The organism is Ktedonospora formicarum (assembly GCF_016587355.1).
GTDB lineage: Bacteria > Chloroflexota > Ktedonobacteria > Ktedonobacterales > Ktedonobacteraceae > Ktedonobacter > Ktedonobacter formicarum.
In genome coordinates this window covers 712,011-727,037 of record NZ_BNJF01000004.1, presented here as the reverse complement: position 1 = coordinate 727,037, position 15,027 = coordinate 712,011, and the positions used below count along the sequence as shown (strand labels likewise).

The window sequence follows — 15,027 nt, the reverse complement described above, 5'->3', positions numbered from 1 at the left end:
ATAAGCTTGTGTTGAGCAACACTGCTCGATACGATGAGGAACAATTGCCTGCCTTTCTCTTCCCTCCTCGCTCATATACCTCCTTCTTCGCGCTGCGTTGCCCGCTTTCTCACACCCTTTCCCTGGTGGACGGCTGGCTCTTCTCCACCCAACAGCAGCAAACATTGGCCTGGCTCTCACCAATATCACCGTTGATGGGAAGCCAGAGAGTGAACGGTTAGCGACCATGCACCTGCTCTATTCGGATGTCTGTGGGGCGAACTGGTTGGATATTCTTCCGCTTGGTCTGTGTCTTCCTCAGGGGAAGAGTGCGAGCCTATGCACGTTATTTAGACTCCCGACCTTGCGACTGGCAGGATGTTGAGAGCACATTTCGCTGAGCGATGAGGGATCAAGACCTCCTGGATGACGGTGCTTCGTTGGATCATGGCACTTGCAACAGAACCAATCCAACAGGTGATAATGCTTGGGGCAGGTGATTTCACGTTCTGATGTGGACAAACATATGACGCGATCCTTGTTGACATGCAACGCTACAAAGTCATTGATGTTCTGCCAGCGAGGTCTGCAGAAACCGCTGCTACCTGGATAGCAACCCACCCTGGAAATTGAACTGGTGAGTTGAGACCGGAGAGGGGGGCTCTACATCAGCAGCGAAGACAGCCGCTCCCCAAGTAGTCCCAGTGTGCAGACAGGTTTCACATTCTCAAGAATCTTGGCGATGCGCTACAGGGACTGCTGGTCCGCTATTTGGCTACTTACCGTAGAGATCAAGCTGCGAGGCCTTTGACCTCCTCTCTCTAAAGGGTATGTGACAGGAATAGTTCCGTCGCGACTAGCGTATCCTGACAGAGGCCAGGATTTTCTCGCGAGCGGGTTTGTGAGGGAATGACAGCCTGTAGGGTAAACCGCCAGCGAGGTTCCTTTTCTCCTTTGTCGGTGGAGAAAAAGACCTTTTCCAACGGTTCCCCCCGAACCGGACTGGCGCGTTTCCACGCATCCGGCTCTCCAGGAGTCCCTACTTTTTCTTTCCCTTTTCAGAGCGGGATATACGCCAGTTCTCCTAATTTCAGGCCGTCATATTTCCCATTGTGGATCTTTCTGTGACATGTATGGCATACTGGGATCTGTTTTCGGTTGATAGCCCGGAGTAGGCTATTAAAACCAGTGGCCTCTCGCTTGTGTGAGAGTTTGCGGATATGACGAACATGGTGCATGACGTTTTGCTCCGTACTTTCGCATATACAGCACGCTCTGCCTAATTTGGACCGGGTTCTCTGGCGCCTCATGGTTTGAACAAGATCAATATCGGTCTGGTTTCCTCGTTGAAAGCTTTCCCGATTCTTGCTCCAGTCAGAATTGAGGTAGAAGCTGACTTGTCGGTCCTCTTTGCCCTCTTTTCCTGGAACCAGGACCGTCAGTGTTTTCCCGAAGCGTTTGAACACTTTGGGTAAGGATATTCGGTATTTCCAAGCCAGAGTGTTTGCAAGCGAGTATTGGAGAATATACTGAATCCTCTGCATGTGCGCCCAATTGTCTGTGAATCGATAGTAATTCTGGAGTCCCCGGTTTACCCCGCTATACAGGTTGACTATCTGATCCGCGTCGAGATCCATCCAAACCGTTCTTGGCAAGGGTTTTCCTTCTTTCGTGCAGAAACGTCTGTCCGTGAGTCTCTTCATGAGCTTGGGCAACGGAGCGTTCATAATCGTTTCCATACCAGTTGAGCGACGTTTGAACGCTTTTCCTGTCGCGGGGGAGGTTTGGAGCTTAATCTTAGCTTTTCCCCCATTGCCAATTTTAAGAGTGGTGCCGAGGAAGAGGGCTTCTTCGGCTCTCGCGTTTGTAATGTGGGTTTTATCCTCGCTCAACGTGAGTCGGAGGTGGTCTTGCAAGTACGTTTTCACGTCTTGTTTGATTTGCTCCGCCAGACTATGGCTCCCGCACACACCTATGAGCCAGTCATCTGCATATCTCAGATACCTGACACGGATGTATTCAGGGTCGTTGGTCTGTTTCGATGGAGTAGCCCTCATTTGACGAGTGATCTCTTTGAACTCTTTGGTGCGCGTCCTCCTCTGTTTAATCATCCTGTACCGTTTGGCTTGCAGCGCAAGGTACGTCTGATTCCGGCGTTTCTCTTTTCCCTTTTCTTGTTTCTGTCGTAGTTCCTCCACGAATTCGTCGAGTTTGTGGAGATAGACATTCGCAAGAATGGGGCTGACGATTCCGCCCTGGGGAGAACCTATTAGACTTTCCTTTTTCTCTCCATGAAGGTCCATGTATCCGGCGTTGAGAAGTTTCCAGATGAGGTTAAGGAAGCGCTCATCTTTGATCTTCTTTCGCAGGATGGCTACCAGTTTCTGATGATCCAGCTCATCGAAGCAGGCGCGTATGTCCCCTTCGATAAGCCAGTTCACCGCTGTCCATTTGTCCCGAAAGTCACGAAGCGCCGTATGGCAGCTTCGATTTGGTCGAAATCCGTGGCTGGTTTCCAGGAAATATGGGCCGTGGGGGCTATCGTAGATCGTTTCCAGGATCATTCGCATGACTTCCTGGACGATTTTATCCCTCACACTTGGAATACCGAGTTTCCTCATCTTCCCATTCGATTTCGGAATAAACTCTTGTCGTACTGGTTTGAATTGGAATTGTTCGGTTTTCATTTCCTGAATGATCTCCTGGATGCTTTTCAAGGAAAAACCGTCAAGTGTTTCCCCGTCCGTCCCAGGAGTCATATTCCCTGGTTTCGACTTGATCCGTTCGTAGGCGACAATGTACAGATCTTCCTTGTACATCAGCCTATACAGGTCGTGGTTGATCCACTCTCTGTTGCGGTTCAGTTGTTGTAGGTGTTCTAATCGTTCCAAGGTCTTCTGACTCATCCGAGTCAACCTCCTCCTTTTAGAACTGACTCCCTGGAACCCTTCCCCCTGTCTCTCCCGTTACGGTGAGCGTTTGAGTACTACGGTTCCTCCGTTGCCCTGCGCATCTCCACGTTTAGGCAATCCCCAGGTTACGTGTAATCTTCGCTTCGTATGTAGATCCCCCGTATGTCGTATTTCCCTCCCTGAGAACTGGCTCTGACGCAGGCTATATTCAGTACCCGTGAGTTACAGAATATCGTCAGACGTGGGTGATGGTACCTATCCCACGGAACGTCCAACTTTCGCCACGACTAGGGTTCAAGCAATCAGCCTTGACCATGTACGACCTGGCTGCCCATCTTCTGACCCTGGTACCAGAGTTTCAATGGGCTTTTTGCTCCATGCTCTTTTCCACTCTTTCCTTTCGGGTCGAGGTAAGGAGCTGCTTTACTCACATTGCCTGAGTGAGGTTCCGTCTGCACGGAACAGAAGATTGCACGCCTCTCTGGGCGCACCACGGGATGGACTACCGGCAGATGAACCCTGCACTCCCCATCCTCTACTCCCTCCGACCCGAAGGCATCAGGAGCTGCTTTTCTGATGATATTGTAGGACCCGTTGCAATCGGCGTGAATGAGTTGGCCATTGGATGCCCGATAGAGCCTCCGTGTGATCCGTTTGCCGCTGAAAACAGGCGCATGCTCCTGGTTTTGCTGGTAGGTTGGCAAGGGATCACGATCCAGGAAACTGGCCTGGCTGGTGTAGCTTTCTTCGGTGAGGATCACCCGGATGCCTTTTTGCTCCGCTTTGTAGGTGAGCATCTCGATGAACCGGGCATGGGGCACCTGAACGAAGTTCTGATTGGTCCGTTTCCCCAGGTTGATCTCCTGTTTCCAGCCCACATTGCGACCAATTACGAGCGTTCCAATCCCCTCAGCCACCAGCACCTCAATCACACAACGCGAGATGGTGTGCAGATCATGCTCCGCTCCATCCGCCGATTGCGCCAGAGCGTCAAGCGCTCCATGCGCCGAGTATTTCCAGGACGACCAAGAGCATGTTGGAGTTCTGCCCGCCGCTTGTTGTAGAACTGATTCGTACTTTTCAGACCGCGCCCGTTAACGACGACCGGGACAAAACCCGGTTTGTTTGATGTTAGCGCGATCAGATTGTCCAGACCAGGATCGATGCCAGCAATGAGTGCAGGATCGACGGCCGAGCTGCTCGGCTCCTGTTCATACACGATCTCAACAACGACAAAGCCGTGTTTGGGAACAACACGGACCTGCGTAATCGCCTTGGGATCTTGTTGGGTTTTCATCTGGATGCCTAGTCCCGAAGGCTGAATGAGGTGCCGGGCAAGGGTCCGTTTGCTGCGGCTGACGGCCTGCATCGTATAGATGAGGACGTTGCGGCCTGTGGTTTTGTGCTTGTATGTGGGAAATTGGGGGCGTCGGCGAAATGGTGAGGGATCGCGCTTGTAGGCATCGAGCGCTTCAAAGAAGGATTTCCAGTTGCGTTCGAGCAGCAGCAGTACCTGTTGGGCCACTTTCGCAGGCAGTGCTTTGTACGCTTCCTGCGACTGCATGCGCCGATCCATTTCATGGTAGTTGAGGTATTTCCCCTCAAAGATGAAGGTCTGGCGGATCTCATACAACGCCGTATTGTAGAGATTTTTGGACGCAAAGCAGGCCGCGTCAAGTGTGGCATAGCGTGGATCACTCCGAAGAATGATGTGCTTTTCAACCAGGTGCATGGTCGGCCTCCAATTCCTGCACAAGACGCTCTGTTTGGCGTTTGGCATGCCGTTGCCCATAGAGCCGGACGCAGAAGGAGTACACGATATTGGTGAGGTCTGAGAGCAGGTCTTCTGTGCCATGTTCGGCCTGATTGACGACCTCAATCTCACGCCCATAGGTGTGAAGCAAGGTCTCGATGTAACGGAACCCGAAGCGGGTCCCCCGGTCCTTGCGTTCAATGACAATACGCCCCACCTTGGGATCGGCCAGCAAGGCCAGGAACTTGGGGCGATTGTCATTGACCCCCGAACCAATTTCCTTGACCACCTTGCTCACTTGGTAGCCGCGAGCGGCACAGTAGGCCACCAATCGCTCCGCCTGAGTGTCCAGATTGGCCTTGTTCTCGGCTGAGGAAACACAGGTATAGATGACCGTTGTGGCTGTGGCTGGGCTGGCGGTCCTGGCTGGTTCATCGATGAGAATGGTGTGCGCTCCGACCTGCCTGCCCTGGATTTTCCCGTCGCGGAACCAACGCCAGGCTGCCTCATAGCGGACCCCATGTTGTTTGGCGTAGTCACTGAGTTTCATGCTCATATCATATCTTGATACGCAACGATTATCAGGAATTCGCTATATTTTTAATGATCGTTTTCAATACCCATTTTGTGATCAGATCCATGCAGACCATCTTCATCCGTGTTTTTAGTCGGGAACAGAGACAGATGATCAGAAATGAAGGAGCAGTGGCTGGTGAGATTACCAGAACTGTTTCATAATTTCAGAAAAGTGTTTGACAATATAGGCTACGTATTCAGGATCAGAGGTGTCATTGAGCTTATAAGGATATTTATGTTTAATCCAATACAAAGCCTGAAGCTTTCGTACTTCATCCGCTGTAAAACGCAAGAGCGAAATATGGATAATCTCTTTACCCTTTGACTGGGCGTAGTTTACTACATAAGGGGGAAGCGTAAAATCTGGTGAAGTTACCATAAGTACGATTTCTTTGGCATAATAGATGGCTCCAAATATGAGATATTCCCACCAGTTAGGATTTTGAATCGTGTTAAGTGTTTCAGAGTGCAGAGTATACCCAACGCCATCTAAGTACTCTACTTCTTTTTCAGTGGGAATCCGTTCACGATAGTTTGCACCCCATGCCGCTATTATGTCGTCAAGCATGAGCCCATCATCCACAAAGCTAGTCATCCCCAAAATTTTCTCCCTGTACACTTTCAGGAGCATATTCTGTGCATTATTCCCATTAAAAACAACCGTTTTTTCATCCTGATGGTTTTCTTCAGCGACATACAGATTCGCAATAAGTGGAGCATGCCACTCTCCGCACCATGTGTAATGCATTTCAGCATGCGGGACTTCCTTTGTAGTAGAGGTGCTCTTTTGGAAGAGCCATACAATTGGCTCCGTTCTGCTAACCGGTTTCCCCAAAGACTTTCGGCGTGTTTTTACATACACTTTGGGTCTTCTTGCCCAGTACGTACGCAGTGTGCGACGGAAATCAATTCCTGCTTCCAGTGCACCTCGAAATTCAATACTTTTTATCTGCTCCCTATGGCTATAGACCGCGAGATGAAAAGCTTTGGCTCGCATTTCTTTTTCAAAGTAGCCGCGTGGAATCCATGTTGTCACTGTCTCTTCTTGAGGACTTTTCTCCCTGTTTCTTCTGTTGGGAGGAGGACCATCTAATTCAATTTCGGTGTATCGAATGGGTTGATCAACAGGTTGATTGGGGCCATCCTTCGTCCCCGCGTGGTCTTCACTTCCTGGTATGTAGAGAATCTCAAAATGTTGCTCAAGTTCAGTGCAATTACGGGCAACAAAAACTCTTTGCATATCCTTATAATCGGTGTATTTTACTTCGTAGACCGGCTCTTTCGTGTCTACCAGTTTCCCAATTCGCATGACCTTGACCTGATCATAGTACTTGAGCAGATGCCGATAGACTCGCTCGCTAAAAGGTTTATTGAAACAACTCCTACATGCCGCCATGACTGTCTCGATGCGCGGCGAGATCTGACCTTCCCGTTCGAGCATGCTTGTGAGCATCTGAGTAAACGCTTGATAGTGTCGAATCGAAAAATCCATGTCTACTGCCCCCTCTTGTAGTCTATAGATGAGTTCTAAGAGGGCATTGCGTTTATCAAAGAGATGCGCTTTTCCCTGACCTCGCTGTTTCTCATAGAGTTCCACTAAATGAGGAATATAATCCAAATAACTTATTAAGATAGGGAGGCTCGGTGACCAGATTTTATACGAAATGGCTCCAGAAGCCATGAGCGGACTATGGTCCAAACTGAGAGGTGAAAGCCGCAATAAATGTTGGATCGGCCTGATATGGGCGGCATGGGAAATAACCAGGATGCGTTGATAGAAAGGGAATAATTGCTGGAGGCGCCTGGCCATATGAAGTTCGCGCCAGCTATCTACTGGCTCATAACGCGATGGCTCATGTGAAAGCCGCCCTGCAACGAGATCAAGATACCACTCGGCACCATGCTTCAAGGCCAGAGCATCATCGGGCCAGGGGGCATCTTCAATACAAATGCGATCAGTGAGGTGGCCGGGAGTGAGTTCTTGATCGATAAAAGCAAGCGGGATATCGCGATCGATGGCTGTGCGAATACCTTCAATGAGCGCATCAGCTGGCGTGACGGGGAAGACCTCACGTTGATCACTATCACTCACAGAGAGAATCGCCAGTGATATGCTCGGAAGTCGTTGTAGCGCTTCTCGGAGTGGTTTTTCGGCAGAAGCAGGCAATTCAACGGCGATCAGATCATGGTGATCCAAACCAAGCTCATGGAAAGCTTGTTGAACGAGCACCGCGAAATTGAGACGGTGGCGCAGCACTGGCACAAAGAAGATATTGCCTTGTCGAATATATGGATCTGGTTTCATAGTAAGAAAATCACAGCCTCCTCCCCAGGAAAATTCCAGCAATTTTCTCAAAAATAGTGGCTTTGTGCATTGCTCTGCCTACTTGCTGTTCATAACTCATGGCATAATTCATGAGGGCGAGCGCCTGTCGCACAGAAATTTCGGCTTTCTGGTTCTGCTGATACCAATTCTCGAAGCCCTCCAAAAACTCCTGCGTTGGGTTGAGCGACTTTTGAAGAATCATTCGTAAGTCTTCAAAAGGAGGGCGATACAGCTCGATGACGGGAAGTGTGCGTTGTTCAATATATTCAGGAAGTAGATGGCCGGCCTGACTCAGGCCGGGGTTAAGAGCGCAACAGAAGCGAAAATTCTTTTGTGCCTCTTCATCACGAGCACCAATGTGTATACCAGTAAGAGCTGAATAGATAGACTGCCGACCATCAAGGACTGATGATAATGGACTTAAAGCACGTTCAGGGACACGATTGATTTCATCAAAGAAAAACAATCCTCCATCATACAGGGCTGTAGCAAGGGGGCTAGCGCGCAGTATAAGTGGAATTCCATCATTGACAGCATTCATAGGATCAGGTGTTAACACCAACGCGAGGTCTTCAGGGGTCAGTTCTTCATGCCCTTGGATAATATAGAGCGGCTTCTTCAATTTCCGAGCTATCTCGTAGACAAGCTCATTCTTGCCTAGGCCGGGAGCGCCTTGAAGGCGAAAATGCAGCGGGGGCTTCTCATCAGCGACAAAATCATCTCCCTGGGCATTGACACCCCATGCAATGCGGCATAAACTCAGCTCTTCATCACGACCAATAAACGAATGTTCTGGCACATGGACGGGTTCAGCGAGTACAATGACGTTGCCTTCAATGGTAACCTCTCTAACCATGGATAAGCCTCTCAGAATTTGCTACAGATACAATACGAAAACCTAGCTTGTGAAATCGCACAAACGGGTCGAACCAACCACCGAGAAGGGTCCAGATAGCACTATTGGCGACGCCTGGTGCTCCTCCTTTTACAAAGGCAGACTCTCCTGGATAGACTGCTGTAGTTGTCAGAACATTTTCAACATAGTTAGCCACATGAGAAAAGACCGTATTTGTCCACTCCCAGACATTTCCATAAAAATCGTGGCATCCGATGCTATTGCTGGGATGCATACCTATTGGTATTGGCAGCATAGACCCTATCTGCCCTTGATAGTCTTTCAATGCCTTGTCTGCTATCGAAATCAGCTCATTGATAAGAAGGCTTTCTACTTGGCTGTCGAGTTCTTTCTGCTCTTCAACAATCTCAGCAGCCTTGTGGCGTTGCATGCTTGCTACTTTCTTCGCGTTTTGTTGCGCTATTTGTCTTTGAATGACATGTTTATCTGGCACACTCCCTTTGCGTAGTGTTTCTCGGTAGAGGGCAAGCAAGAGTTCGAAGGATCTCTCCGATCCATGGGCTGCACGGTCCCATTGCGTCACCGATGGCAAATCACATTGGACTCCTAAGCATTGTGACAACCACATACAATAAGCCTTTGCCTCAAAAAAGTTGACGCCGACCACTGGATAATTTGGGCGATTGAGTTGTCCATGGCCCCAGTAGCGTGGATACAGTGTTTTGGTACGTTGCAACCAGTCCCAACCTCGCTCTGTCCAGTATGCTTTGGTTTGATACCCTTGATCCTGGAGAAAGCGGGCAAATTCCTTATTTGTGACTGGATATTTGGCAATTCCAAAGCCAGGCATGAACTCTGATGGCTCAATCTTTACCAGAGCCGAAAGTAATCGCCCTATGTCAGGAATACGTGGGTCGAGATTCCCTAACACATGGGCTGCTTCTATTCGTTTCTCTAAAGGAATGTTCCAATCTTCAATTGATTGTACAAGTGCAGACGCTGGACGTCTTGGGAGGCCGAACATATCTGGCCCCAATTCAAGCAAGCACCTCTGTGCCAGCTGAGGTGCTTGCATGGAAAGGCTTAAAAAGTCGATAAAAGCAGAAACATCTTTTTTCTGTAACTGTTTGATAAGAATCTTAAAAACGGTTTCCCATCTGAAGGGGGGCAGACTGCAGCGTTGCATGTCATGAAAAAAGGCTGTCAGTGATGGTTCGACGCCCCTTTGCTGTATGTCATGAGCAATGTATCGGGCAAGGAAGTAGTCACGTAGGTAGACAAACTGAAAAGCAAGAACGTTTCCATTTCCTGCATTATTGGCGAGTAACCCAACTTTGCTTGCAAGAAGGATAAGCTCCGGAACGTTACGAACTTTGGCAACCTGGGCGGACCAACTTTCAAGTAGGTCATGCCTGGCAATATCAGGTAACCATTCATCAATAATGCGCTGAGCGTAACCTGGTTGCAATTGTGACCGGGCACGATGCACATATCGTTCGAGAAGATCATGTAAGCTCACTGTATACATGTCATTGAATGCAAGGCCAAGATCACATATCATCCCTAAAAGCAAAGGGTTGCGTATATAGGAGGAAATGGGCCGGGCGATTTGATAGAGGAGTGAGTGTATCTTCTTGTCACCTCGGCGTTTCGCAAGAAATTCATTGACCTGGTCCTCATCCAGTGGTTGCAATTGGGCAGAGTGCCGGTGGCGAAGAGGGGTCATCGCTCCTTCACGGAAGGCGACCAGAATATCTATCTGCCTGGAAGAAGTTCCAAGTTTATCAATATCATCCTGCAATTGTGCCTGGTCCAAAACGGTCAAGACATCGGCGTTGTCTAATAGAAGTAACAATGGCGAGGAAAATATTTTCTGGAAAGCGAAAAACGACTTCAAACCAGCTACCAGCGTATGACATTCTAGCGGGTAACGTTTCGGTCCTACATCTATGCGTGTAAAGAGATCTGAGCTCAGGGCGCGTTCGATTTGCTGCTGCAAGTCAAATGGAGAAGCGGGGAGAAGAGGGACATAGATCGGCAGATAGGTGTCTATGCTTTTCCCCATCGTTTCCAGACGGGGGAGTGCCCAGTGGTGTTCTATTTGATGGAGTGCCGTTGTTTTCCCTGAGCCGGTGTCTCCAGTAAGCGCTCCGTGCTGCAAGACAAAAGGTAAATCAGCGGCAGTAGGCAAAGAGCCTACCATCCGATCTTTTTCATTGTCTGCGTAGAGAAAGATATCCACATGTAGATGAATACTTTGTTGGATCACCTTTCGTGTAACGCAATACTGCTCAATCCGAAAAGCAATTTCGTAAAAGCCATCGCGCATGAGATAGTGCGCGAGATCGAGCAAAATTGCTATCGCTTTCTGTTCATCCTTTTCTGGAGCAACTCGAATTCTTGCTACATCACGAAAGTAGTGTGCGATGACGATTGGCAACGTGCTACTATTTGCGCTTACAAGTGGATGTAGTATGTCAGGAAAATGCAATGGACTGTTAAGCAGTTGTTCGCAGAGTGTGACACGCTCGGCATATGCTGCTGCAAACAGTCTTTCTGGTAGAAATAGCGCGTCAGTCTGTTGCTGAAGAATCACAAAATCAGTATCAGTCAATATGTATTTTGGTATTGCTACCACCACGTGATGTTGCTTTGATTTCGCCCACCTGAGAAATGTCGACAATTTTTTTATAAGTGGCGTTGGTTCTGCATCACTTGAAGGTGTAGATAGCTGTTCCGCAATATGCGTGAGTGTAAGAGAGGAAAAATCGACAAGGAACATGGTGGTTGGCCAATCCTCTATCTGCAGAGCATGCTCTTCGTGCTCTTTCCATGTGGCCAGAGCTCTATCATAGAAGCTTGATCCATCGATCCACAAGCTCTCTGGGAGTTGTTTGGCAATTTCAGATAAGGCAAACGCTATGTCTGCTGTAAAATCGAAAAAGAAGAGTAAGGGATTTTCGGATTGAGCGGTTGCAAGCCACTCTGAAAGGATCGTATCAACGGTTCTATTTTGTGGTTGCTGGATGCTGAAAGGCGATGATTTATTCACCCGTTGAAAGAATACCGATGTCATTGCAGCGAAAGAGTCATTGTGTGGTCTGGATTTCAGGAGGAGGGGGGGACGATGGATATTGCCCTGTACAAGATAGGGGAAGGTTGCCGGTACCTTTTGAAACCTGCGGTGCTTATTGTCTTGCTTAAAGAGGCTCGCTGGCATCTCCTGCCAGATGCTCCTCAGCGCTTCGACGGAAATCGCAACCCCTGTTTTTCCTTCGCCACGTCGTGTGTTGACAATTCCTATGACATGATCGTCTTCATTAACTACTGGTGAACCACTATACCCCGGCTGTAAGGTAAACTTATCTGTCACCTCCAGATCCCAGGCTTTGATGCGCTCTTGTTGCCGCCTCTGCTGTATTCCAACCTGTTCACCAAGTTGACCATGGAGTTCTCTTATGAGATGTTGCCTGCCATCTGATTGAAAGCCAGCTGTGCGAAACGGTTTTCCTATTGCGCTTGTCTCATATAAAGGGAGGGTTTCTCTCGCAAAATGCCTCTCAATGCGGACAACTGCTATATCTGCCCCATCCTCAGGACCCAAAGCAATGACCTTTGCCTGCATACCTGAGATTTCTACCTTCTCTGGCCCACCTACTTCTCGTATAACATGCGCACAAGTAACAAGATAGGTATGCCGCTCATCATTATAAATGACAAAACCCGTGCCAAAGTGACTTTCGGTATGGTCACTACTCGTGATGAGCACAACTGAATTTTTCCATCCACTCCCCATTTCACGAAACTCCAGTGTGTTGAGTCTGTTTGAGCGTCATTTTTATAACTACATTTGCCCCAAACTTTGCTTTCGTGACATAGATATTTCCTTCAACATCAAAGCTCAATCCCACTTCAATTTCAACCTGTTCAAGATCGGTGTCTCGAGACAAATCTTTCACAGCTGATACAATAGGTTGACAGGTTTTGAGAAGAATTGGCTTTATTTTGTTCATAGTGCCATCAACCTTCTCGGCTAGACCACCTGCAATCTGCTGTACCTCATTCCCACCTATTTCTACTTCTACCAATAGGCCGTCTTCTAGTCTAATGAGCTTGTTTGTCATCATCAAATCGAGGCAGGAGACCCCCGCATTCATGCGCGGGGAGGAATGCTGAGTCCTTTTCAGGCGCATGGGTGGCGGGGTCTGCCCTCTCCTTTCCGGTTTCCCTGTGTTGCCTCGCGAAGAAATGTGTCTATGTTAAGAACAGGCTAGAGCAAAGGCACTCCTCTGATTCAAGAGAAACTGTTTGTGATGCATGGATACCTGCATCAGCCAGACTGTTCAGCATGCACGGATTGGCATGAGGGTTAACGCCCTGTACGCGAGCTCAACCTGCGTCCCCTTTTGCGTATGGGGCGACGTCCTCCGGGAAGTGGCGGTTGGTTGAACCGCTTGTCACCCGTCCTCGTGGTGTTCAGGCTTGTCCTGACGGCGAACGTATCCTTCCCTGATCCATGGGTAAGCGTGAGGAGAGATACAAGCCCCCGGCAAAAGCCGTGGGGTCTGGTGACTGCACCTCACTGAATGAAATCGGCCGACTCGAAAAGAGGTATTCCGAATAGACGTCGCTTTGTGCATTTGCTCTGTAATTATGCATTGTTTTGTTTCAAAACGCCGATATGTGATTCCTGTAAAACAGGGCATTGCATACTGTGACGACGGATCAAGCCCTTGATTGTTTGTTTGCTGTGTATACAGCGATGGAAGAAGGCTGTGCATGTTACGTCAATATGACCAATCACGTTGTGAAGCATCTGGGAATATATCATGCGTAGCAGGGAGGAACAGCCTTGAAACAAGACCGCAACAATGCGGTGTCGCTCAAAACAGGAGGGCTTGTGCTTTTTTTATTCATAGGCGATTAAGTAGTGTTCAAGCAGATCGTTGCAGCGCTTATGATATTCCTCAAGTATCTTCTTAAGAAGATGTCCCAGTTTTTTGGCAGGATAGATACTGTATTGGAATATTTTGAGTATATATATAGGATATGCTCAAACAGAACAATTGTCAAGCAACACTCATCCCATGCTGTCTGCCTTGCAAAAGTATGTACTGGATGAATATAACGTATATTGAGTAATCATGTTATCTTTGATTGATAATGCGCATCTCCCTCTCTCTTCTCCCGCTGGCCTTTTGTACCACGAGCCGGACACCCGATTAGGCTCCTGTGCTGGCCCTGGAAGCTGTGAGCACCATGTCCTATACGGGTTCGCTGGTTGGGCCTCCCATGATTGGTCAAATTGCGCAAGCTATATCCCTGCCTTATGCACTCAGCTTTCTGGTAGTTCTTGGCCTGATCATTGCGCTTCTGGCTCCTATACTCCCGCGCACACCGTAGTAAGAGACTGAAGCCGCAAACGTCATGTGATTCCTTGCAGAACGGACGATAGCAGATTGCTGCCCCTCATCCAACAGACTCCCGATAGGTTGGTCTCTCGCTCTGTGAGGACATGTTCTATCCAGGGACGAACGCTAAAGGTTCGCGTTGCGCCTGGGAGGCTGGTGTTCCTTGCCATTGCAACCACCTTGAATAAGCGAGTTCGTCAGGCCTCGCGACCAGTATATGGCTCGCCCCCACGAAAGGGGTCATTCACTCAGAGAGTACAAGGAGACGGAGAACCACGCCCGCGCCTATGACTATGTTGTGGAGTTGGCGAACATCAACGGCCATCAGCACCGGCAGCGTATCAGCCAGGACGTCATTCTAACTCTGCATAAGCTTGTGATGCGCACCATTCTTGACGAAGAGCAGGCAGGCGTATGGCGCACGGTACCTGTCTATAGTAGAGGATCAAACATGACTCCACCTCCGGCCTGTGAGGTCCCTCGCTTGATGCGGGAGTGGGAGAAGTGGGTTGAAGGGAAGCAGGGCCAGCAGTATGATCCCGTGACCCGTGCCGCCATTGCCACCACGGGTTTGAAGCCGTTCATCCCTTTCCCGACAGAAACGGGAGAGTTGGACGCCTCTTGCTCAATCTTATGCTTATACATGAGGGATATCCACCCGCGCTCGTGCTCAAAGAGTGGCGCGCGCGGTATATCCATGCCCTCCAAGAGGGCAATACTGGCAATTATGACCCTCTCATTAATCTGATCGATCAGGCCGTTGAGGCCAGCCTTGACCTCTATCTGGAAGCATGCGCAACGATCCCGGCAACAGAGGAGGAGGATACCTTCCCTTTGCCTCAACTTGCCAGAGAGTTTGGATATGAGCCAGAGGTGTTAAGTTGGGCCGCCCGATATGGGAGGTTAGAGGCGCGTAAGCAAGATCGTCACTGGTTCGCCACCCGCGCCGCCGTTGCAAAGTATCAGCACAGTAGGCATGTTTTTGGCACGTTATGCTGCCGATAAGAAAATGTCCCGGCACCGTTAGCTCTCTTCACTCTTCTAGTACGAGAAATTCCTCTTTCATACCAGAAAGATGGGGCAGAAAAAAGGAGGTGGGTGGGATCGGGTCGTCACGTGCGATCAGGATGCTCCTTGCCAGCAAGACTCCGCTTTGATATACTCCTGGCGTTGGGAGGAATGAAGTGGTGTTGGGAACAATGCAGACGCAAGGA

Annotated in this window: 8 protein-coding genes and 2 pseudogenes; 3 read left to right on the top strand and 7 right to left on the bottom strand. The window is 49.2% G+C overall.

From position 1 onward, the window contains the following. Positions 1-8: 8 nt before the first annotated feature. Positions 9-221, top strand: coding sequence for a hypothetical protein (locus K3T82_RS34895; protein ID WP_220198098.1), 213 nt, complete (start codon positions 9-11; stop codon positions 219-221). An 816-nt stretch (positions 222-1,037) separates the two neighbouring features. Here the strand turns inward: K3T82_RS34895 and K3T82_RS34890 are convergent. The 7 genes and pseudogenes from K3T82_RS34890 to K3T82_RS34860 all read right to left on the bottom strand — a co-directional run bounded on the left by K3T82_RS34890 (position 1,038) and on the right by K3T82_RS34860 (position 12,490). After that, positions 1,038-2,885 carry a reverse transcriptase/maturase family protein gene (locus K3T82_RS34890; protein ID WP_220197999.1) on the bottom strand — a complete coding sequence of 616 codons (1,848 nt, stop codon included), beginning with the start codon at positions 2,883-2,885 and terminating at the stop codon, positions 1,038-1,040. Between the two features lie 497 nt (positions 2,886-3,382). Then, positions 3,383-4,623 (bottom strand): annotated as a pseudogene (locus K3T82_RS50380) (RNA-guided endonuclease InsQ/TnpB family protein); the annotation flags it as partial. Continuing rightward, the gene (locus K3T82_RS34880) at positions 4,610-5,200 is read right to left on the bottom strand and encodes an IS607 family transposase (protein WP_220198097.1); all 591 of its coding nucleotides are present in this window, start codon (positions 5,198-5,200) and stop codon (positions 4,610-4,612) included. The gene K3T82_RS34880 and the pseudogene K3T82_RS50380, both read right to left, overlap by 14 nt. A gap of 162 nt (positions 5,201-5,362) precedes the next feature. After that, the gene (locus tag K3T82_RS34875) at positions 5,363-7,525 is read right to left on the bottom strand and encodes a hypothetical protein (RefSeq protein WP_220198096.1); all 2,163 of its coding nucleotides are present in this window, start codon (positions 7,523-7,525) and stop codon (positions 5,363-5,365) included. A 10-nt stretch (positions 7,526-7,535) separates the two neighbouring features. Continuing rightward, positions 7,536-8,402, bottom strand: a complete 867-nt coding sequence (locus K3T82_RS34870; protein WP_220198095.1) for an AAA family ATPase — start codon at positions 8,400-8,402, stop codon at positions 7,536-7,538. After that, positions 8,395-12,171: an SUMF1/EgtB/PvdO family nonheme iron enzyme gene (locus K3T82_RS34865; protein ID WP_220198094.1), complete on the bottom strand. Its 3,777-nt coding sequence runs from the start codon at positions 12,169-12,171 to the stop codon at positions 8,395-8,397. Before K3T82_RS34865 ends, K3T82_RS34870 begins: the two co-directional genes overlap by 8 nt. Before the next feature lie 28 nt (positions 12,172-12,199). Then, complete coding sequence (locus tag K3T82_RS34860; RefSeq protein WP_220198093.1) at positions 12,200-12,490, bottom strand: CU044_2847 family protein; 291 nt, start codon at positions 12,488-12,490, stop codon at positions 12,200-12,202. Positions 12,491-14,030: 1,540 nt separating this feature from the next. On the opposite strand from K3T82_RS34860, the pseudogene K3T82_RS50375 reads away from it, so the two are divergent. Beyond that, positions 14,031-14,392: pseudogene (locus K3T82_RS50375) on the top strand (Fic family protein); the annotation flags it as partial. 87 nt (positions 14,393-14,479) lie between these two features. Beyond that, a complete protein-coding gene (locus K3T82_RS34850) occupies positions 14,480-14,818 on the top strand; it encodes a hypothetical protein (RefSeq protein WP_220198379.1) in 339 nt (112 codons plus the stop codon). The last annotated feature ends 209 nt before the right edge of the window (positions 14,819-15,027 follow it).

Coding starts and splice junctions, on each gene's coding strand:
- K3T82_RS34880 (WP_220198097.1), bottom strand. CDS start 5,200: ATGAGCATGAAACTCAGTGACTACGCCAAACAACATGGGGTCCGCTAT.
- K3T82_RS34870 (WP_220198095.1), bottom strand. CDS start 8,402: ATGGTTAGAGAGGTTACCATTGAAGGCAACGTCATTGTACTCGCTGAA.
- K3T82_RS34890 (WP_220197999.1), bottom strand. CDS start 2,885: ATGAGTCAGAAGACCTTGGAACGATTAGAACACCTACAACAACTGAAC.
- K3T82_RS34875 (WP_220198096.1), bottom strand. CDS start 7,525: ATGAAACCAGATCCATATATTCGACAAGGCAATATCTTCTTTGTGCCA.